Consider the following 20,713-nt stretch of genomic DNA (forward strand, 5'->3'; position numbering starts at 1 on the left):
CCCTCCAGCGCCGATGGTACTGCACTCGGGAGGGTGTGGGAGAGTAGGACACCGCCGGACAATCTTTCAGTTCAGGGTCACCCCTTCGGGGGTGGCCCTGAACTGCGTTACGGCCCATTTGGGGCATGGCCGAGAGCCGAATCCTGCGGGGACCGGAGGCCGAGAGCCGGATCCCCCGGGACCGGAGCAGGGTCGATCGGGCGGCGGATTCGTTTTCAGGCCGGGGCCACGGGTTCCCCCGCCAGGCGCCGGGGGACACTCCGCCCGCACCACCTGGACTCCACCCGCACCACCTAGGCTCGGGCCGCGCCACCAGGGCTTCGCCTGCACCACTTGGACTCGGGCCGCGCCACCTGGACTCCACCCGCCGCCACCTGGCCTCGGGCCGCGCCACCTAGGCTCGGGCCGGGCGGCCAAGGCGTTCAGCCTCGGGTCTGGATCTCCTCGCGCATGGCGCGGAACAGCCCGCCGGCGTCGTCGACGGAGCGACCCGGGAACATCGCCATCACCACGCTGCCGTGGTCGGCCCACCCGCAGACCGCGAAGTCGCCGCCGTCGCCGCTGGTCGTGCCGCACTTCATCACGCCGCCGAAGCGCCCGGCGGGCATCTTGCGCAGCCCCGTCACCTTGCCGGTCTCGTCGGTCAGCAGACCGAAGAGGCTGTTCAGGTCCCGCTCCGGCTGCCAGAGCAGGGTCGTCCCGCCGAAGACGAGCACCGAGCGCCTGTCGTCGGCAGGATCCCGGTAGACGGTGCCGAAGCTGCTGTCCAGGTCGATGTCGGCGGCGAATCCGCTGCGCAGGTAGTCGGAGGTGCTGCGGGCCCGGTCGCTGTCGTCGCGTACGAGGCCCGCCACCCGGTCCGGGGTGGCCAGATCGGCGTCCTTCTGCTGGGCGACCCGCCAGCCGGCGGTGCCGAGCACCGCGGCTCCCGCGAGTCCGACCACCGCCGCCACGGCCCACGCCACCCGCCGGCGCCCCGACCACGTCCCCCGCCGCTCCGGGGCGCTCTCCGGGTCCCGGTTGCTGAGCTGGATGGGCTCGTCGGTCAGATCGATCGGTTCGGGCCCGTCGGCGACCGGGCGATCGGTGAGATGTGCGTCGGACATAGCCGACACCGTACGCGAACAGCAGGTGGCGCACGTCGGGTCCCGGGAAGCGCTCCGTAGACTTTCAGGGTGACCGAGAGACTGGATGCCCGACGCCCCGACGCCCCGACCCTTGCCGGCCAGTACCAGCCCGGCGAGGTGGAGCAGCGACGGTACGAGCAGTGGGTAGCCGCCGGCCACTTCCGGGCGTCGGCGGACAGCGACAAGCCCCCCTTCACCATCGTCATCCCGCCGCCCAACGTCACTGGCTCCCTGCACATGGGCCACGCGCTGGACCACACCGTCCAGGACGCGCTGGTGCGGCGCAAGAGGATGCAGGGCCACGAGGCGCTGTGGCTGCCGGGCATGGACCACGCCGGGATCGCCACCCAGAACGTGGTCGAGCGGCAGCTCGCCGGCCAGGGCCTGTCCCGGCACGACCTGGGCCGGGAAAAGTTCGTCGAGCGGGTGTGGCAGTGGAAGGCCGAATCCGGCGGCGCGATCCTCGGCCAGATGCGTCGCCTCGGCGACTCCGTCGACTGGGACCGTGAGCGCTTCACCATGGACGAGGGCCTGTCCCGGGCCGTCCAGACCATGTTCAAGAAGCTCTACGACGACGGGCTGATCTACCGGGCCAACCGGATCATCAACTGGTGTCCGCGCTGCCTGACCGCGCTGTCGGACATCGAGGTGGAGCACACCGACGACGACGGCGAGCTGATCTCGATCCGATACAGCGACGACGTCGTGGTCGCCACGACCCGGGCCGAGACGATGCTCGGTGACACCGCGGTCGCCGTGCACCCGGACGACGAGCGCTACCGGCACCTGATCGGCACCGAGGTGGCCGTGCCGTTGACCGACCGGCGGATCCCGATCGTGGCCGACGAGCACGTCGACCCGAGCTTCGGCACCGGCATGGTCAAGGTGACCCCCGCGCACGACCCGAACGACTTCGAGATCGGCCAGCGGCACGACCTGCCGTCGCTGACGATCATGGACGAGCGGGGCGTCATCACCGCGCACGGCCCCTTCCAGGGCCTGGACCGCTACGAGGCCCGCCCCGCGATCGTCGCCGCGCTGCGCGAGCAGGGCCGGATCGTCGCGGAGAAGCGGCCGTACGTGCACGCGGTGGGGCACTGCTCCCGGTGCCGGACGACCGTCGAGCCGCGGCTGTCGCTCCAGTGGTTCGTCAACACCGCCCCGCTGGCCGAGGCCGCCGGCGACGCGGTGCGCGACGGTCGGGTGAAGATCGAGCCGGCGGAGCTGGCCAAGCGGTACTTCGCCTGGGTCGACAACATGCACGACTGGTGCATCTCCCGCCAACTCTGGTGGGGCCACCGCATCCCCGTCTGGTACGGCCCGGACGGCGAGATCGTCTGCGTCGGCCCGGACGAGGAGCCGCCGGGCGGCGAGGGCTGGCACCAGGACGAGGACGTCCTGGACACCTGGTTCTCCAGCGGCCTGTGGCCGTTCTCCACGCTCGGCTGGCCGGAGCAGACTCCCGACCTGGCGAAGTTCTACCCGACCAGCGTGCTGGTCACCGGCTACGACATCCTCTTCTTCTGGGTCGCCCGGATGATGATGTTCGGCCTGTACGCGATGGACGGCCGGCCGCCGTTCCACACGGTGGCCCTGCACGGCATGGTCCGCGACCAGCACGGCAAGAAGATGTCCAAGTCGTTCGGCAACGTGGTCGACCCGCTGGACTGGATCGACCGGTACGGCGCCGACGCCACCCGGTTCACGCTCGCCCGGGGCGCCAACCCGGGCGGGGACGTGCCGGTCAGCGAGGACTGGTGCCAGGGCTCCCGCAACTTCTGCAACAAGCTGTGGAACGCCACCCGCTTCGCGCTGCTCAACGGCGCGCACACCGAGGGGCCGCTGCCGGCGGCCGACACGCTGTCGACGGTCGACCGGTGGATCCTGTCCCGGCTGGCGCACGTCACCGCCGCCGTCGACGAGCAGTTCGAGGCGTACGAGTTCGCGAAGGTCTGCGACCTGCTCTACCACTTCGCCTGGGACGACGTCTGCGACTGGTACGTGGAGCTGACCAAGCCGGTGCTCGCCGAGGGCGGCCCGGCCGCCGAGGCGACCCGCCGGGTGCTCGGGCACGTGCTGGACCAACTGCTGCGGCTGCTGCATCCGGTGATCCCGTTCGTCACCGAGGAGCTGTGGACCGCGCTCACCGGCGGCGAGACGGTGCTGACGGCCGCCTGGCCGGTGGCCGACCGTACCGGAGTCGACGACGCCGCGGAGGTCGAGGTCGGCACCCTCCAGCGGGTGGTGACCGAGATCCGGCGGTTCCGCTCGGACCAGGGGCTACGCCCGACGCAGCGGGTCGCCGCGCGGCTCGACGGCCTGGCCGCCGCCGGCATCTCCGCGCACGAGCCGCTGATCCGGTCGCTGGTGCGCCTCGACGCGGCCGGCGACGGCTTCCAGGCCAGCGCCACGCTCGCCATGCCCGGCGAGGTCAGCGTGGCCCTGGACACCCGGGGGACGATCGACGTGGCCGCCGAGCGGGCCCGGCTGACCAAGGACCGGGCCGCCGCCGAGAAGGAGGCCGCGCAGGCCCGGGCGAAGCTCGGCAACCCGGCGTTCGTCGACAAGGCGCCGGAGCCGGTGGTCGCCAAGATCCGCGATCGGCTCGCCGTCGCCGAGGCCGACCTCGTCCGCATCGACGCCGCTCTGGAGGCGCTGCCCTCGTGACCGACCGCACCGATTTCGCCGCCGTCGAGGCCGAGCTGGCCGAACGCGGGTTCACCCGCATGGCCTTCGAGCTGGACAAGATCGAGTCGCTGCTGGACCTGCTCGGCAGCCCGCAGCGGGCGTACCCGTCGATCCACCTGACCGGCACCAACGGCAAGACCTCGACGGCCCGGATGATCGACTCGCTGCTGCGGGCGTTCGGGCTGCACACCGGCCGCTACACCAGCCCGCACCTGGAGAACGTCCGGGAGCGGATCAGCCTGGACGGCGAGCCGGTGGACGAGGCACGGTTCGTCGCCACGTACCGGGAGATCGAGCCGCTCGCCCGGCTGGTCGACGAGCGCTCGGCGGAGCCGCTGACGTACTTCGACATGACGACCGCCCTGGCCTTCGCCACCTTCGCCGACGCCCCGGTGGACGTGGCGGTGGTCGAGGTGGGTCTCGGCGGCGCCGAGGACGCCACCAACGTGATCCAGGCCGGGGTGTGCGTGCTCACCCCGGTCGGGCTGGACCACACCGAGTGGCTCGGCGACACCATCCAGGACATCGCGCTGGCCAAGGCGGGAATCATCCACAAGGGCGCGACGGTGATCTCCGCGGCGCAGGAGGAGGAGGCCGCCGGGCCGATCCTGGAGCGCTGTGCCGAGGTCGGCGCGACCATCGCCCGGGAGGGCGCCGAGTTCGGGGTCCTGCGGCGGGCCGTCGCCGTCGGCGGGCAGGTGCTCACCCTCCAGGGCCTCGGCGGCGTCTACGAGGAGGTGTTCATCCCGCTGCACGGCGCCCACCAGGCGCAGAACGCGGCGGTGGCACTGGCGGCGGTGGAGGCGTTCCTCGGCGCCGGGGCGAAGCGGCAGCTCGACGTCGAGGCGGTCCGGGAGGGCTTCGCCACCGCCAGCTCGCCCGGCCGGCTGGAGCGCGTACGCAGCGCGCCGACCATCCTGCTGGACGGGGCGCACAACCCGCACGGGATGGCCGCCACGGTGGCCGCCCTCCAGGAGGAGTTCGCCTTCAGCAAGCTGGTCGCGGTGGTCGGCGTCCTCGCGGAGAAGGACGCGGCCAGCCTGCTGGAGCTGCTGGAGCCGGTGGTCGACCAGGTCGTGGTGACCCGCAACAGCTCGCCCCGGGCACTGCCCGCCCGGGAGTTGGCCGCGCTGGCGGCGGAGGTCTTCGGACCCGAGCGGGTGGAGGTGGCCGAGGAGATGCCGGACGCGATCGAGGCGGCGGTGGCGATGGCCGAGGAGGACGTACCGGGGGAGCTGAGCGGGGTCGGGGTGCTGGTCACCGGGTCGGTGGTGACGGTGGCCGACGCCCGTCGGCTGCTGAAGCGATGACCGGGCCGGAGCGGGCCACCGCGGGCGACGACCGCCCGACCGGGGCACCCGACGGGCTCCCCGGCGACCTCCCCGCCAGTACCTCGGACGGCACCCCGGACGACGGCGCGGTCCGGGCGGCCGACGGCAACCCCGCGGGGCGCCCGCCGCGCCGCTCCGGGCTGCGCAACCCGGAACGGGCGGTCCGTGGCCTCGGCGCGGGCACGCTCAGCCTGGAGGCGCTGGTGCTGGTGCTGGCCATCCAGCCGATCCGGGTGGTCGGCGGCGACCTGGGCGGCGCCGCGATCGGGGCCGTGGTGGCGCTGGCCGTGGCGGCGGTGCTGCTCGCCGGCATGATGCGTCGGCCGTGGGCCTGGCACGCCGGCACCGCCCTGCAGGGACTGCTCATGCTGGCCGGCCTGCTGCACTGGTCGCTGCTGGTGCTGGGCGTCGTCTTCGCCCTGGTGTGGGGCTACGCCCTGCACGTGCGCCGGGTCATCCTGGGCTGACGGTCAGGCCTCGGCGAGCTGGGCTGACGGGTCAGGCCTCGGCGAGCTGGGCTGACGGGTCAGGCCTCGGCGCGTTCCCGCCACTGGGTGAGGGCGATGCCGTGGCCGTCCGGGTCGCGGAACGCCGCCGCCCACACCTCCAGCTTCGTGCCCCGGTTGACCACGCGGGGGGCGTACGTGAACCGGACGCCCGTGCCGCGCAGCCGCTCGTAGGCGGAGCCGATGTCGTCGACCTCGAGGTTGACGTGCACCAGCCGGCGGCTGATCGGCGCCGCCTCGGTCACCTCGCGCAGCACCAGGCGGGTCGTCCCGGAGGAGAGGACCGCGTTGCCGGAGCCCCGGTCGACCTCGGCGAAGCCCAGGTCGCGGTAGAAGTCCAGCGAGCGGGGCAGGTCGGTGACCAGCAGGGTCAGCCCCACGCCGGCGATCGGCGCCCCGAACTCGTCGCCGGCCGCCGCGGTCTCCCCGGCCTCGTCGTCGGCGTCGGTCGCCGGACCGGGGCCGAAGATCGCCTCGTCCAGTTCCTCCGGGCTGATCCGCTCGTCGCGGACCCGCTCGTCGCGGACCCGGTTGCGCGGCGGGGCGGGATCGTCCAGGGGCAGGTCGAGCGGATCCGCCGGCGCGGACGGGTCGAGGCGCTCGCCGGGCGCGTCGAACCGCTCCTCGGCGGGCGGGCGGGGCGTCGGGGTGGCCCGGCGCGGCAGGGTGCCGGTGGTGGGCTGCTCGACGAGCGTGCCCTCCAGCACGACCGGCCCACCCGGACGCTGGTGCATCACGACGGGCTCGCGCTCCTCGGGCCGCCCGACCCGGTCCCCACCGAGCGGATCGCCCAGCGGATCACCGACGGGGTCGCCCAGCGGATCGCCCACCGGCGCCCGGAAGTCGTCCCGGAAGTCGTCGCGGTAGTCGTCCCGGAAGTCGTCGTCCGGCGCCCGGTCCGCCCACGGCGGGGCCTCCTGCTGGATCAGCACGTCGTCCAGCGGCTCGGTGCCCGCGTACTCGGGCGGCAGGTCGGCCGCGACGGCGGCGGCGGTCTCCGCGTGGGTGGGCACGTCGTCCCAGAGCACCCGGACGTGGCGCTGGTCGTCCAGGGCCACCCGGATCGGCAGCGTCTGGCCCAGCGACGGCCACTTCGCCACCGGCACCCGCGGCTCGATGATCTTCTTGGACCGGGGCGGCAGCCCCGGGGCGTCGATCACCAGCTGGAGTTCGCAGCGGCCGAAGGCGTACTGCGTGGGCGGCTCGGAGGCGCTGTGCACGTGCCCTTCGCCGATCACCCAGGTGCGACCGCCCCCGCGCACCGTGGCCAGCGCGATGGCCAGCACCAGCAGGGCGACGCCGAGTGCCACGATCGCCCAGCTCGTCATGCCCAGGCCGAACAGGACGACGAAGGTGGCCACGGTGCCCAGCACCGCAGCGATCAGCTTGCGTACCGGTGCGATGGGCCGGTTCCCGCCATTCGCCACAGTGGACCTCCCGAGGGTCAAGGGCCAGGCTAGGCCGGATCGGCCGCCGGAGGAAGGACCGGCCGCCGCGCCGGTGCCGGGACCGGGTCGCTAGGCTGACCGTACCCAGCCCGACCGTCTTCCGCGCACAGGAGGAACCCAGCGTGTCCAGCAGCAGCCCCGATGAGCGCACCCTCGTACTGATCAAGCCCGACGCGGTCCGCCGCGGGCTGGTCGGCGAGGTGATCTCCCGCTTCGAGCGCAAGGGGCTGCGGATCGACGCGATGGTGTCCCGGACGATGGACGCCGCGCTGGCCGACGAGCACTACGCCGAGCACGTCGACAAGCCGTTCTACCCGCCGCTGAAGGACTTCATGACCGGCGGCCCGTTGGTGGCGCTGGTGCTCGCCGGCGACCAGGTCATCGACGTGGTGCGCGGGCTCGTCGGCGCGACCGACGGGCGTCGGGCGGCGGCCGGCACGATCCGCGGCGACCTCTCCCTGTCCAACCGTGAGAACCTGGTGCACGCCTCCGACTCGCCGGACAGCGCGAAGCGCGAGATCGCGCTCTGGTTCCCCGAGCTGGTCTGACGCACCCGCCGCCGCGGGGCCGGTGCGCGTCGCGCGCACCGGCCGCCTGCGTCGCGTCGCGGACCGTCACACGTCCGTGGGCAGATCGGTGCGGCAGGTCACGGCGATCCGGTTCCACACGTTGATGGTGGCGATCGCCATCAGCAGGTCGGCGAGTTCCTTCTCGGACCACACCTTCGCCGCCGCGTCCCAGACGTCGTCCGGCACGCCGTGCTCGCCGAGCCGGGTCACCGCGTCGGTGAGCGCCAGCGCGGTCCGCTCCCGCTCGTCGAAGAAGGGCGCCTCCCGCCAGGCGGCGACGGCGAAGAGCCGCCGGTCCGACTCGCCCGACGCCAGCGCGTCCCGGCTGTGCATGTCGACGCAGAACGCGCAGCCGTTCAGCATCGACGCCCGCAGCTTCACCAGCTCCAGCACGGTGTGCCCGACGTTCGCCCGGACGTACTTCTCCAGCCCCAGCACGGCCTGGTACGCCTGCGGTGCCACCTCGGCCACGTTGATCCGTTGCATGACGGCCCTCCTCGGTCCGGTCTGTCTCGACACCCACACGACGGCGCGCCCAGGCGCGGCGTGACAGCGGCGGACGTGAGCCCGGTCACGCCGCTCGTCACCCTGGGTAACCGGTCACCGGGCGGGTTTACTCGGCGGCGATCTTTCGGGGTGGTCGGGTAACCTTGGCGGTCGTAAGGCGATGACCCGGCCATCACCGGTGAGCCTCCGGAAGAACAGCCGGTTCACCCCGGCCCAGTAGAACCGGACGGGTCCGGCCCGTCACAGCCGGCCAACGAGCGGGCGGTCGATCCTGGCCGCCAAGCGGGGTGGTACCGCGGGCCTGCCCGGGGGCGCCGTCAGGCGTACCCGAGAAGGCTCGTCCTCGCAGACCCACACGACAGTGAGCTGCGCGAGGAGAGCGACCCCCGATGGTCTATCCGTTGCACGAACCGACCGCCGCCGGCGTCCCGGCGAGCCCGGACCTGCCCGCGGTCGAGCGCCGCGTCCTGGAGCACTGGACGGCTGACAAGACCTTCGAGGCCTCCGTCGAGGCCCGGCCGGCCTCCGGCCGGCGACCGGAGAGCACGGACGCGGCCGGAGGCGGCGTCGCGGGCGACGCCGACAACGAGTACGTCTTCTACGACGGCCCGCCGTTCGCCAACGGCCTGCCGCACTACGGCCACCTCTTCACCGGGTACGTGAAGGACGTCGTGCCGCGCTACCAGACGATGCGCGGTCGGCGGGTGGAGCGGCGCTTCGGCTGGGACTGCCACGGCCTGCCCGCCGAGGTGGTCGCCGAGAAGCAGCTCGGCATCACCAGCAAGGCGGAGATCCTCGACCTCGGCGTGGCCCGGTTCAACGAGGCGTGCCGCACCTCGGTGCTGGAGTTCACCCACGACTGGGAGCGCTACGTCACCCGGCAGGCCCGCTGGGTCGACTTCGCCAACGACTACAAGACCCTCGACCTGGACTACATGGAAAGCGTCATGTGGGCCTTCAAGACCCTGCACGACAAGGGCCTGGTCTACGAGGGCTTCCGGGTGCTGGCGTACTGCTGGCGCTGCGAGACGCCGCTGTCGAACACCGAGACCCGGATGGACGACGTCTACCGGGACCGGCACGACCCGACGCTGTCGGTCTGGTTCGCGCTGACTCCCGACGAGAGCGCGCCGGAGCTGGTGCGCGGGCCGGTGCGCCTCGGCGTCTGGACCACCACGCCGTGGACCCTGCCGTCCAACCTGGCGCTCGCCGTCGGCCCCGACATCGAGTACGCCGTGCTGGAGCGCGACGGCCAGCGGTACGTGGTCGGGGCGGCGCGGCTGGCCGCGTACGCCAAGGAGCTGGAGGGCTACGAGCAGGTCGGCACCGTCTCCGGCCGCGACCTGGCCGGGCGCCGCTACACCCCGCTGTTCGACTTCCTCGTCGAGCAGGCCGGCCCGAACGCCTACCAGGTGCTCGGCGCGGAGTTCGTCACCACCGAGGACGGCACCGGGATCGTCCACCTGGCCCCGGCCTTCGGCGAGGACGACCAGAACGTCTGCAACGCGGCCGGCATCCCCACCATCGTCACGGTCGACGACCACACCCGGTTCACCGCGCTGGTGCCGCCGTACGAGGGCGAGCAGGTCTTCGACGTCAACAAGCCGGTGATCCGGGAACTCAAGGAGCGGGGGGTCGTCCTCAAGCAGGACACCTACACCCACTCGTACCCGCACTGCTGGCGCTGCGACACCCCGCTGGTCTACAAGGCGGTGTCGTCGTGGTTCGTCGCGGTGACGAAGTTCAAGGACCGGATGGTCGAGCTGAACCAGCAGATCAACTGGACGCCGGGGCACATCAAGGACGGCTCGTTCGGCAAGTGGCTGGCCAACGCCCGCGACTGGTCGATCAGCCGGAACCGGTTCTGGGGCTCGCCGATCCCGGTGTGGAAGTCCGACGACCCGAACTATCCCCGGCTCGACGTCTACGGCTCGCTTGAGGAGATCGAGCGGGACTTCGGCGTACGCCTGAGCGACCTGCACCGGCCGGCGGTGGACGACCTCGTCCGCCCCAACCCGGACGACCCCACGGGGCGCTCGACGATGCGCCGGGTGCCGGAGGTGCTGGACTGCTGGTTCGAGTCCGGCTCGATGCCGTTCGCCCAGGTGCACTACCCGTTCGAGAACCGCGACTGGTTCGAGCACCACTACCCGGGCGACTTCATCGTCGAGTACATCGGGCAGACCCGCGGCTGGTTCTACACCATGCACGTGCTGGCCACCGCGCTGTTCGACCGGCCGGCGTTCCGCAACTGCCTCAGCCACGGCATCCTGCTCGGCTCCGACGGGCGCAAGATGTCCAAGAGCCTGCGCAACTACCCGAACGTCTACAACGTGTTCGACTCGTACGGCTCGGACGCGATGCGCTGGATGCTGATGTCCTCGCCGGTGCTGCGCGGCGGCGACATGGCGGTCACCGAGCCGGGCATCCGCGACGCCGTCCGGCAGGTGCTGCTGCCGCTGTGGAACGTCTGGTACTTCTTCTCGCTCTACGCCAACGCCGACGGGTACACCGCGAAGCGGAACACGACAAGCACCCACCTGCTCGACCGGTACGTGCTGGCGAAGACGAACGAGCTGGTGTCGACGGTCCAGGAGCAGATGGACGCGTACGACATCTCGGGCGCCTGCGTCACCGTGCGGTCCTACCTGGACGCGCTGACCAACTGGTACGTGCGGCGCTCCCGGGACCGGTTCTGGTCCGGCGACGCCGACGCGTTCGACACTCTGTGGACGGTGCTGGAGACGCTGTGCCGGGTGGTGGCGCCGCTGGCGCCGCTGACCGCCGAGGAGATCTGGCGCGGCCTCACCGGCGAGCGGTCGGTGCACCTGACCGACTGGCCGTCCGCCGGGGAGTTCCCGGCCGACCACGCGCTGGTCGCCGCGATGGACGCCACCCGGGAGGTCTGCTCGGCGGCGCTGTCGCTGCGCAAGGCCAAGGGCCTGCGGGTGCGCCTGCCGCTGTCGACGCTGACCGTGGCCTCGCCCGTCGCGGCGCAGCTGCGGCCCTTCGGCGACCTGGTCGCCGACGAGGTCAACGTGAAGGCGGTAAAGTTCACCGACGAGGTGTCGGCGTACTGCCAGCAGGTGCTGACCGTGGTGCCGCGCGCGCTCGGCCCCCGCGTCGGCAAGCAGGTGCAGCAGGTCATCAGGGCGGTCAAGGCGGGGGAGTGGGAGCTGGTCGACGGCGCCCCGGTCGCCGCCGGCGTCACCCTCGCCGAGGGCGAGTACGAGCTGCGCCTGGTCGCCGCCGACGCCGAGCACTCCGCGCCGCTGCCCGGCGGCGAGGGCGTGGTCGTGCTGGACACCGAGGTCACCCCCGAGCTGGCCGCCGAGGGGCTGGCCCGGGACGTCGTCCGGGTGGTGCAGCAGGCCCGCCGCGACGCCGACCTGGACGTCTCGGACCGGATCGTGGTGGCGTTGTCGGCCGGCGAGGAGGTGCGTGCGGCGGTGGCCGCGTACACCGACTTCGTGGCCCGCGAGGTGCTGGCCGACTCCGTCGACTTCGCCGACGGGGTGGACGGCTTCACCGGGGAGGTCGGCGAGGGCGAGCGGGTGACCGTGGCCGTCCGCAGGGTATGAGTCGGTGAGACGGGGGCGGTCCGGCGGAGTGTCGCCGGACCGCCCCCACCCGGCCCCGACAGGCCCGCTCACCAGGCGGTCGACCCGCCACCCGGGCGACGACGCGTGGACCCGTCGGTTACGGTGACACCGCCTGTTCGCACACACTCCGCCGGAGGACCAGTGCCCCTGCTCTACACCATCGGCAAGCTCACCGTGGCGCCCGCGCTCCGGCTGGCCTTCCGTCCGACCGTGGAGGGGTTGGAGCACATTCCGGACACGGGGGGTGCGATCTTCGCGGGCAACCACCTCTCGGTCGCCGACGAGCTGTTCCTCGGCACCGTGGTCCCCCGGCACCTGGCGTTCTGGGCCAAGTCGGAGTACTTCAAGGGCACCGGCCCGAAGGGCGCCCTCTCCAAGCACGTGCTCACCGGCCTGGGCGCCATCCCGGTCGAGCGGGCCGGCGGTCGGGCGGCGCTGTCCGCATTCGACGCCGCCATCCCGGTGCTCAAGGCCGGCGACCTGGTCGCGGTCTATCCGGAGGGGACCCGGTCGCCGGACGGCCGGCTCTACCGGGGGCGCACCGGGGCGGTCCGGCTGGCCGTGGCGGCCGGCGTGCCGGTCATCCCGGTCGGTATGACCGGCACCGACAAGGCCCAGCCCATCGGCACCCGGGTGCCCCGTCCCGGCCGCGCCAAGATCACCATCCGGTTCGGCAAGCCGCTCGACTTCACCGGCCGGTCGGACGACCGCACGTCGCTGCGCGAGATGACCGACGAGGTCATGGCCGAGATCCAGAAGCTCACCGGCCAGGAGTACGTGCCCCGCTACGCCCCGCCGCGCGGGCACTCCGCCACCCCGGGCGACGCCCCGGCCTGAGCCCGGGCGCGAGGCGGCCGGAGCCGCGCCGCTGCCCCGTCGCGGACGTGGGACCGCAGCGACCTGTCGACCGGGCCGCCGGGCCCGCTCGACGGCGTCGAGCCGGTGGAGCCGCTACTTCTGGCTGGTCGTGACCATCTGCTCCCGCAGGGTGCCGAGCAGGGTGGCGCTGTCGTCGAGGGAGAGCCGGGTGAAGACCGCGGTGGCGATGCTGCCGTGGTCGACCGAGGTGCACACCACCACGTCCTGGCCGTCGGCGCGCCCCACCGCGCAACGCTGGTGCCGGCCGCGTACGCCGGTGTCGACCACCTGGGCCTCGCCGAGGGAGTACTGCCCGGTGAGCCGGGTGATCTCGTCCTCCGCGTCGGACTCCGGGGTGAACCGGAAGCCGGTGCCGCCGAAGACCGTCACCCGCTTGCCGGCGGGCGTGGCGTAGACGCCGGCGAAGGTCTTCTCGGCCAGCCAGTGCGCCTTGCGCACGTCCGCCTCCAACTGCTTGGCGGTCGCCTTGCTGGTGTTGTCGTCGCGCAGCCGCAGGTCGGCCACCTCGGCCGGCAGGCTGGCCTCGGCCGGGTACTGCGACGCCATCGGCACCCCGTAGTAGGCCGGGCAGCCGCAGCAGCAGGCCAGCATGAGCAGCAGGTACCACGGCCAGCGGCGACGCTTGCGGGCGGGCGTCGGGGCGTACCCCCGGGGGGCCTGCTGGCCGGGTGGCGGCCCGGCCGGCGGCGCCGTCGCCCGACGTTGCCTCGGCGGCGCGGGCGGCGGAGGCGGGGGTGACGCCGGCCGCGCCGGGCCGGGCGCCCGGGAGACCGGCGGCGGGGAGACGGGGTACGCCGACTGCGGCGGGGCGGCCGGGTACGCGACCCGCGGCGGCGCGGGACGCGGTGGCTCCGGCGGCGCGGGGGAGTGCACGGGTGGGGTCGGCGGCGCGGGGGAGTGCACGGGTGGTGCCGGTGGCCCGGAGTACGGCCTGGGCGACGGCGCGGCGGGGTAGGGCAACGTCGGCGAGGGCGGCGGGGGCGGCGGGAGGTCCCACCCGCCGGTGTCCGCGCCCGCCCACGGGTCGACCGGCGTGCGGTGCTCGGCGGACTGCTCGGGCGGGGGCGCCGGCGGAGGCGCCGGCACCGGGGGGATCACGGCCGACTCGCCCCAGGCCCGCTTGCGCGGCTTCGGCGGGGGCACCGCCGCCGAACCGCTCCACCGGGGCGCGGGCGGTTCGGCCGGTAGCTCGTCGGGGGAGAACATCCGGGTGCCCTGCGGTCCCACGGCCGGCGGGCCGTCGTCGGGCAGCAGGCGGGTGCCCTCCGGGCCGGTGCCGGCGACCCGCCCGGGCCCGGCGTCCCGGGTGTCCTCGGCCCCGGCGTCGTCGGCGTCCTGCGGCGCGGTGGCGTCGCCCGGGTCTGGCTGGTCGGCGGCGTCGCCCGAGACGTGCGGCGCGGCGGCGTCGCCCGTGTCCGGCAGCGCGGCGTCGGCCCCGGCGTCGTCCGGGTCCTGCCCGATGTCGGACGTCGCGGTCGGCTCGGGGTCTTCGGTGGGCAGCTCACGGGTGCCCTCCGGGCCCGTGCCGCCGGCGGGGGCGGGCGTTGCGGGGGAGGTCGGGGGCTCCTCGGTGACCGCCGGATCCGGACCCTGGTCCTGACCCGGGGGGCTCCCGTCGGCCGGCCGGTCCGTGCCCGGCTGCGGCTGCGGCATCGCGGCAATCTCCTCTCGCGCCGGTCCGAGGTTAGTACCGATGCGCCAGCGGGGCGATTCCGGCCACCGCCGTCGCCGGTACCGCAAGGCCGGACGGGCGCCGCGACGTGCCGAGGGCGCGGCGACCGGCGCCCCGAGGGCGTGGCGACCGGCGTGCGCGCGGTGGCCGCCGCCGGGCCGCGTACCCTTGGGCATCATGAGCGTCCCGTCCACCACGCCGCGCCCCGCCGCGGCCAATTCCGTCTGGCCCCGGCTGGAGCCGCTGCTGCCCCAGGTGACCAAGCCCATCCAGTACGTCGGTGGCGAGCTGGGCGCGGTGGTCAAGGACTGGGACGCGGCGGCCGTGCGCTGGGCGTTGATGTACCCCGACGCCTACGAGGTCGGCCTGCCCAACCAGGGCGTGCAGATCCTCTACGAGGTGCTCAACGAGCTGCCCGACGTGCTCGCCGAGCGGACCTACGCGGTCTGGCCGGACCTGGAGAAGCTGATGCGCGCCCACGGCGTGCCGCAGTTCACCGTCGACGCGCACCGCTCCGTGCGCGACTTCGACGTCTTCGGCGTCTCCTTCTCCACCGAGCTGGGCTACACCAACCTGCTCACCGCGGTCGACCTGGCCGGCATCCCGCTGCTCGCCGCCGACCGCACCGACGCCGACCCGGTGATCGTGGCCGGCGGCCACGCCGCGTTCAACCCGGAGCCGATCGCCGACTTCGTCGACGCCGCCGTGCTGGGCGACGGCGAGGAGGCGGTCCTGGAGATCACCGGGATCGTGCGGGAGTGGAAGGCCGAGGGCTCCCCGGGCGGGCGCGACGAGCTGCTGCTGCGCCTGGCCCGCACCGAGAGCGTCTACGTGCCGCGCTTCTACGACGTGGACTACCTCCCCGACGGCCGCATCCAGCGGGTCGTGCCGAACCGGGCGGACGTGCCGTTCCGGGTGCACAAGCGCACGACCATGGACCTGGACGCCTGGCCGTACCCGAAGAAGCCCCTGGTCCCGCTGGCCGAGACCGTGCACGAGCGGTACGCCGTGGAGATCTTCCGGGGCTGCACCCGGGGCTGCCGGTTCTGCCAGGCCGGCATGATCACCCGCCCGGTGCGCGAGCGCTCCATCACCACCGTCGGGCAGATGGTGCGGGAGGGGCTGGAGTTCTCCGGCTTCCACGAGGTGGGCCTGCTGTCGCTGTCGTCGGCCGACCACTCCGAGATCGGCGACATGTGCTCCGGCCTGGCCCAGCAGTACGAGGGCACCAACGTGTCGCTCTCGCTGCCGTCGACCCGGGTGGACGCGTTCAACATCGACCTCGCGCAGGAGCTGTCCCGCAACGGGCGGCGCACCGGCCTGACCTTCGCCCCCGAGGGCGGGTCGGAGCGGATCCGCAAGGTCATCAACAAGATGGTGTCGAAGGAAGACCTGATCCGCACCGTCGTCACCGCGTACACGAACGGCTGGCGGCAGGTGAAGCTGTACTTCATGTGCGGCCTGCCCACCGAGACCGACGAGGACGTCCTGGAGATCGCGGACATGGCCCACGAGGTCATCCGGGCCGGCCGGGCCGCCACCGGCTCGAAGGACATCCGCTGCACGGTCTCCATCGGCGGGTTCGTGCCGAAGCCGCACACCCCGTTCCAGTGGGCGTCGATGGAGCGGCCGGAGGTCATCGACGGCCGGCTCAAGATGCTCAAGCAGGCGATCAACGCGGACCGGTCGCTCGGCCGGGCGATCGGCTTCCGCTACCACGACGGCGAGCCGTCGCTGATCGAGGGCCTGCTCAGCCGGGGTGACCGGCGGGTCGGCGCGGTGATCCGGCGGGTGTGGGAGAACGGCGGCCGGTTCGACGGCTGGAGCGAGCACTTCTCCTACCAGCGCTGGGTGGAGGCGGCGACCGAGGTCCTGCCGGCCTTCGGCGTCGACCTCGACTGGTACACCACCCGCCAGCGCGACGAGCTGGAGGTCCTGCCCTGGGACCACCTGGACTCGGGCCTGGACAAGGACTGGCTCTGGCAGGACTGGCAGGACTCGCTCAGCGAGTACGAGCAGGACGACTGCCGGTGGACCCCGTGCTTCGACTGCGGCGTCTGTCCGTCGATGGACACCGAGATCCAGATCGGCCCGACCGGGAAGAAGCTTCTCCCGCTCACCCCGATCAACGGTCTGAAGCTCCCCACCGGCGCCCAGCAGTAGCTCCGGCGCACGGCGGGCACGCCCGCCGTGCGCCGGGTTGATCATGTGGTTATCGTCAGCGGCACGCGAGTCGCGAGCAGTGCCGTCACGATCAACCGGTTCCGACACGAGGAGCACGACGATCAGTAGGAAACCACAGCCAGAGGGCGGCCAGGCACCCGTCGTGCAGCGGGTCCGGATCCGGTACGCCAAGCGCGGCCCGCTGCGCTTCACCTCGCACCGGGACTTCGCCCGGGCGTTCGAGCGGGCGCTGCGCCGGGCGGGCGTGCCGATCGCCTTCTCCCAGGGCTTCACCCCGCACCCCAAGATCTCGTACGCCAGCGCGGCCCCGACGGGCGTGGCGAGCGAGGCGGAATACCTGGAGATCGGCCTCCGCGAGCAGGTCGACCCGGCGGAGCTGCGCGCCGCGCTGGACGCGGCCCTCTCGCCCGGTCTCGACGTGCTCGACGCCGTCGTGGCCGCCGGCGGGAGTCTTGCCGACCGGATCGAGGCGTCGCACTGGCGCATCGAGCTGCCCGAGGTCGACCCGGCCGTCCTGCAACGGGCGGTTTCCGCCTTCACGACCGCCGAGGAAGTGCTGGTCGAGCGGATGACCAAGCAGGGCCGGCGCACCTTCGACGCCCGGGCAGCGGTGATCCGCATCGATGTGATCGCGTCGCCGGAGACGCCTTCCGGGGCGCCGGCCGTACCGTGTGCGATACTCGAACTGGTCGTGCGGCAGGTCACCCCCTCCGTGCGGCCCGATGACGTCCTTTCCGGCCTCCGCGTGGTGGCCGACCTGGAGCCGCCGGTCTCGCCGAGGGTGATCCGGCTGGCACAGGGCACGCTGACCGCGCAGGATGCGATCGCGGATCCGTTGGAAGCGGACCGCGACGGGGCAACCATCGGTGAACGCTGACCGTCGGTCGACGTTCAGGTAGGCAGACTTCGGCGGTCGCGCACCGTGCGCGCCCGGCGGAAACACTTTTGCGGCGACCCTGCGTGGCAGCGCTCACCCGCGCCCGGGGCAGCCAGAACTGGAGAACGTCCATGCTCGAGAACGAGCCCGAGGGCGGCGAACGGACCGGTTCACAGCCGGCCGACGAGACCGCTGACAGCAGCACCGTCGAGAACACCGCCGGGGCGGAGAACGCCGCCGGCGCCGCCGACGCCGACGCTGGCGGGGCCGAGCAGGCCCCGGCCGCGCCGGTCCGACGGCGTACGACCCGGCGGCGGGCCACGCCGCTGAACCAGCCGGAGCAGACCGAGGTGCCGGTCGAGGCGTCGACGGCGCCCGTGCCGGGCAGCGGCGAGGCGCTCCAGGCCGAGGTGTTCGCCCCCGTCTCCGGCGACCTCGACGCCGCCCCGAAGGCGACGCGCCGCCGCCGCAAGGCCACCACCGCGAAGGCCGCCGAGGAGGCCACCGCGCCGCCCGTCGAGGCCGCCGGGCCGGCCCCCGAGGTCGCCGCGCCGCCCGCCGCGGAGGCTCCGGTCGAGGCGGACCAGGCGCCCGCCGAGCCGGCTGCGCCGCCGGCCAAGGCGACGCGTACCCGTCGGAAGAAGGCGGCCCCCGCCGCGGCCGAGCCGGCCGCGGAGACCCCGAGCGACGCCCTCGGGGCCGATCGGACCGGCGCCGCGCCCACTGAGCAGCCGCCGGCCGCCGCCGGCATCGAGCCGGAGGCCGGCACCGGGTTCGGCGCCGCCGCCCCGCCCGCCGCGGTCAGCGGTGCGGAGAGCCGTTCCGGCGAGGTCCCGCCCGGCGTGGCGGTCACCCCGCCCGCCGAGGAGGAGCCGACCGAGGCGGTCGAGCCGGCCGTCGAGCCGGAGCCGGCCGTCGAGCCCGAGCCGGTCGTCGAGCCCGAGCCGGTTGTCGAGCCCGAGCCGCGCACCCGCCGCCGGCGGGCCGCGCTCTCCGCGCCCACCGTGCTGTTCATGGCCCCGCAGCCGGAGGACGTCCCGGTCGCCCGGGTCGTGGCTCCCGCTCCGGAGCCGGAGCCGGAGGAGCCCGCCGCCGAGGAGCCGGCCGAGCCGGCGCGCCGCCGCCGGCGTGGCCGCCGCGACGTCGAGGCGGTCGAGGTCGTCGAGCCCGAGGAGCCGACCGAGGAGGCCGAGGAAGCCGCCGAGGACGAAGACGAGGACGAGGACGAGAGCGCCGCGGCCCGCCGCCGGCGCCGCCGTGGCCGCCGTGGACGCGGCCGGGGCAAGGGCGGCGCGGAGGACGCCGAGGACGAGGAGTCCGAGGAGGCCGCGCAGGCCGAGGCGGAGGAGTCCGAGGGCGACGAGGACGAGGAGGGTGAGGGCGGTGACGGGCTGACCCGCCGCCGTCGTCGTCGCCGCCGTCGGGGCGCCGGTGACGTCGAGGCGGGCGCCGACGACGGCGTGCCGACCGTCGTCAAGATCCGCGAGCCGCGCAAGACCGTCGACGAGGTGCAGGGCGTCTCCGGCTCCACCCGGCTGGAGGCCAAGCGGCAGCGCCGCCGCGACGGCCGCGAGCAGCGCCGGACCCGGCCGCCGATCCTCAGCGAGTCGGAGTTCCTGGCCCGCCGGGAGGCCGTCGACCGGGTGATGGCGGTACGCCAGCGCGGCGACCGGACCCAGATCGCCGTCCTGGAGGACGGGGTGCTCGTCGAGCACTACGTCACCCGCAACTCCTCCGGCACCATGGCCGGCAACGTCTACCTGGGTAAGGTGCAGAACGTCCTGCCCAGCATGGAGGCGGCGTTCGTCGACATCGGGCGCGGCCGCAACGCCGTCCTCTACGCCGGCGAGGTCAACTGGGACACCACCGGCCTGGAGGGGCGGGCCCGCTCCATCGAGCAGGCGCTGCGCTCCGGCGACTCGGTGCTGGTGCAGGTCACCAAGGACCCGATCGGCCACAAGGGCGCCCGGCTGACCAGCCACATCGCGCTCTCCGGCCGGCACCTGGTCTACGTGCCCCACGGCAACGCCTCCGGCATCAGCCGCAAGCTGCCCGACACCGAGCGCAAGCGGCTGCGGGACGTGCTGAAGAAGCTGGTGCCGGACGGCGCGGGCGTGATCGTCCGGACCGCCGCCGAGGGCGCCAGCGAGGACGAGTTGGCGCGCGACGTCAAGCGGCTCCAGGCGCAGTGGGAGGACATCCAGGCCAAGGCGGCCGAGGGCGGCGCCCCGGTGCTGCTCTACGAGGAGCCGGACCTGGTCATCCGGGTCGTCCGGGACCTGTTCAACGAGGACTTCCGCGAGCTGGTGATCGAGGGCGAGCAGTCGTACGACATCGTCGAGTCGTACCTGTCGCACGTCTCGCCGGACCTGGTCGCCCGGCTGCGCCGGCACGTCGGCACCACGGACGTCTTCGCCGAGTACCGGATCGACGAACAGATCATCAAGGGGCTGGACCGCAAGGTCTTCCTCCCCTCGGGCGGCTCGCTGGTGATCGACCGGACCGAGGCGATGACGGTCATCGACGTCAACACCGGCAAGTACACCGGCTCCGGGGGCAACCTGGAGGAGACGGTCACCCGGAACAACCTGGAGGCGGCCGAGGAGATCGTCCGCCAGCTCCGGTTGCGCGACCTCGGCGGCATCGTGGTGATCGACTTCATCGACATGGTGCTGGAGTCCAACCGTGAGCTGGTGCTGCGCCGGCTGACCGAGTGCCTGGGCCGGGACCGGACCAAGCACCAGGTCACCGAGATCACCTCGCTCGGGCTGGTGCAGATGACCCGCAAGCGGATCGGCGCGGGCCTGCTGGAGGCGTTCAGCGAGACCTGCGAGTGCTGCAAGGGCCGGGGCCTGATCATGCACACCGAGCCGGTGCCGGAGAAGCCGCGTTCCGGCGGTGGCGGTGCGGGGGAGAAGGTGAAGGCGGTCGCCTCGGCCGTGGCCGCCCCGGCGGCGGCGGAGCAGGGCGCCGGCACCTCCCGGCGGCGGGCGCGCAAGAGCGCGCCGGCCGAGCGCACCGTGGCCGAGGTCACCGAGACCGACGCCGACGCCGCTCCGAACGCCGAGTACCACGACACCATGGGCTACGACCTGTCCCGCTACGAGGCGGACACGGCCGCCGCCGGAGAGGTCGCCGACAGCCAGACGGGCGAGTCGGCGCGGCTGGCCGCCCCGGACGACCCGGACGCGCTCTCCGACGCCGACGGCGACGAGTCGGAGGGGGGCTCCGGCCGGCGCCGGTCCCGCCGCAGCGGCGCGCGGCGGCGTACCCGGCCGTGACCGGCTGACCGACCCGACGTGTGACAGGGCCCCTTCCCGGTG

The 20,713-nt window shown here is 73.6% G+C and carries 13 protein-coding genes; 9 read left to right on the top strand and 4 right to left on the bottom strand.

All coding sequences use genetic code 11. The annotated features are described in order from the left end of the window. Positions 1–422: 422 nt before the first annotated feature. Positions 423–1,106: a hypothetical protein gene (locus tag ACLQ20_RS29985; RefSeq protein WP_151457321.1), complete on the bottom strand. Its 684-nt coding sequence runs from the start codon at positions 1,104–1,106 to the stop codon at positions 423–425. Positions 1,107–1,175: 69 nt separating this feature from the next. Here ACLQ20_RS29985 and ACLQ20_RS29990 point away from each other — a divergent pair, with 69 nt between their 5' ends. The 3 genes from ACLQ20_RS29990 to ACLQ20_RS30000 are packed head-to-tail and all read left to right on the top strand — an operon-like array spanning position 1,176 to position 5,613. Next, on the top strand, positions 1,176–3,794 hold the full coding sequence (locus tag ACLQ20_RS29990; RefSeq protein ID WP_151457322.1) for a valine--tRNA ligase: 2,619 nt from the start codon (positions 1,176–1,178) through the stop codon (positions 3,792–3,794). Continuing rightward, positions 3,791–5,125, top strand: coding sequence for a bifunctional folylpolyglutamate synthase/dihydrofolate synthase (locus tag ACLQ20_RS29995; RefSeq protein ID WP_151457323.1), 1,335 nt, complete (start codon positions 3,791–3,793; stop codon positions 5,123–5,125). Before ACLQ20_RS29990 ends, ACLQ20_RS29995 begins: the two co-directional genes overlap by 4 nt. Next, positions 5,122–5,613, top strand: a complete 492-nt coding sequence (locus tag ACLQ20_RS30000) for a DUF4233 domain-containing protein (RefSeq protein WP_225852503.1) — start codon at positions 5,122–5,124, stop codon at positions 5,611–5,613. Before ACLQ20_RS29995 ends, ACLQ20_RS30000 begins: the two co-directional genes overlap by 4 nt. 59 nt (positions 5,614–5,672) lie before the next feature. On the opposite strand, the gene ACLQ20_RS30005 is transcribed toward ACLQ20_RS30000, so the two are convergent. Further along, a complete protein-coding gene (locus ACLQ20_RS30005) occupies positions 5,673–7,079 on the bottom strand; it encodes a VOC family protein (RefSeq protein ID WP_425858250.1) in 1,407 nt (468 codons plus the stop codon). Positions 7,080–7,222: 143 nt separating this feature from the next. Here ACLQ20_RS30005 and ndk point away from each other — a divergent pair, with 143 nt between their 5' ends. Further along, complete coding sequence (gene ndk / locus ACLQ20_RS30010) at positions 7,223–7,648, top strand: nucleoside-diphosphate kinase (protein ID WP_151457163.1); 426 nt, start codon at positions 7,223–7,225, stop codon at positions 7,646–7,648. A gap of 66 nt (positions 7,649–7,714) precedes the next feature. Here the strand turns inward: ndk and ACLQ20_RS30015 are convergent, their stop codons facing one another. Next, positions 7,715–8,155, bottom strand: a complete 441-nt coding sequence (locus tag ACLQ20_RS30015; protein WP_151457162.1) for a carboxymuconolactone decarboxylase family protein — start codon at positions 8,153–8,155, stop codon at positions 7,715–7,717. Between the two features lie 410 nt (positions 8,156–8,565). On the opposite strand from ACLQ20_RS30015, the gene ileS reads away from it, so the two are divergent. Beyond that, positions 8,566–11,757 carry an isoleucine--tRNA ligase gene (ileS, locus tag ACLQ20_RS30020; protein WP_425858251.1) on the top strand — a complete coding sequence of 1,064 codons (3,192 nt, stop codon included), beginning with the start codon at positions 8,566–8,568 and terminating at the stop codon, positions 11,755–11,757. A gap of 162 nt (positions 11,758–11,919) precedes the next feature. Beyond that, complete coding sequence (locus tag ACLQ20_RS30025; protein ID WP_421453384.1) at positions 11,920–12,615, top strand: lysophospholipid acyltransferase family protein; 696 nt, start codon at positions 11,920–11,922, stop codon at positions 12,613–12,615. Positions 12,616–12,729: 114 nt separating this feature from the next. Here the strand turns inward: ACLQ20_RS30025 and ACLQ20_RS30030 are convergent, their stop codons facing one another. Continuing rightward, positions 12,730–13,908: a hypothetical protein gene (locus tag ACLQ20_RS30030; protein ID WP_425858280.1), complete on the bottom strand. Its 1,179-nt coding sequence runs from the start codon at positions 13,906–13,908 to the stop codon at positions 12,730–12,732. A gap of 598 nt (positions 13,909–14,506) precedes the next feature. Between ACLQ20_RS30030 and ACLQ20_RS30035 the strand changes: the two genes are divergently transcribed. From ACLQ20_RS30035 to ACLQ20_RS30045, 3 genes are all read left to right on the top strand, one after another. After that, positions 14,507–16,492, top strand: coding sequence for a TIGR03960 family B12-binding radical SAM protein (locus ACLQ20_RS30035; RefSeq protein WP_151457262.1), 1,986 nt, complete (start codon positions 14,507–14,509; stop codon positions 16,490–16,492). A gap of 163 nt (positions 16,493–16,655) precedes the next feature. Continuing rightward, the gene (locus tag ACLQ20_RS30040; protein ID WP_425858252.1) at positions 16,656–17,390 is read left to right on the top strand and encodes a TIGR03936 family radical SAM-associated protein; all 735 of its coding nucleotides are present in this window, start codon (positions 16,656–16,658) and stop codon (positions 17,388–17,390) included. A gap of 131 nt (positions 17,391–17,521) precedes the next feature. Further along, complete coding sequence (locus ACLQ20_RS30045; protein WP_425858253.1) at positions 17,522–20,671, top strand: Rne/Rng family ribonuclease; 3,150 nt, start codon at positions 17,522–17,524, stop codon at positions 20,669–20,671. Positions 20,672–20,713: the final 42 nt, after the last annotated feature.

It is taken from the genome of Micromonospora sp. DT46 (assembly GCF_049841735.1).
Lineage (GTDB): Bacteria > Actinomycetota > Actinomycetes > Mycobacteriales > Micromonosporaceae > Micromonospora > Micromonospora reichwaldensis.

Excerpts from the sequence above, each read along its gene's own strand:
- ACLQ20_RS29985 (WP_151457321.1), bottom strand. The coding sequence starts at position 1,106 with ATGTCCGACGCACATCTCACCGATCGCCCGGTCGCCGACGGGCCCGAA.
- ACLQ20_RS30000 (WP_225852503.1), top strand. The coding sequence starts at position 5,122 with ATGACCGGGCCGGAGCGGGCCACCGCGGGCGACGACCGCCCGACCGGG.
- ACLQ20_RS30015 (WP_151457162.1), bottom strand. The coding sequence starts at position 8,155 with ATGCAACGGATCAACGTGGCCGAGGTGGCACCGCAGGCGTACCAGGCC.
- ileS (WP_425858251.1), top strand. The coding sequence starts at position 8,566 with ATGGTCTATCCGTTGCACGAACCGACCGCCGCCGGCGTCCCGGCGAGC.
- ACLQ20_RS30035 (WP_151457262.1), top strand. The coding sequence starts at position 14,507 with ATGAGCGTCCCGTCCACCACGCCGCGCCCCGCCGCGGCCAATTCCGTC.
- ACLQ20_RS30045 (WP_425858253.1), top strand. The coding sequence starts at position 17,522 with ATGCTCGAGAACGAGCCCGAGGGCGGCGAACGGACCGGTTCACAGCCG.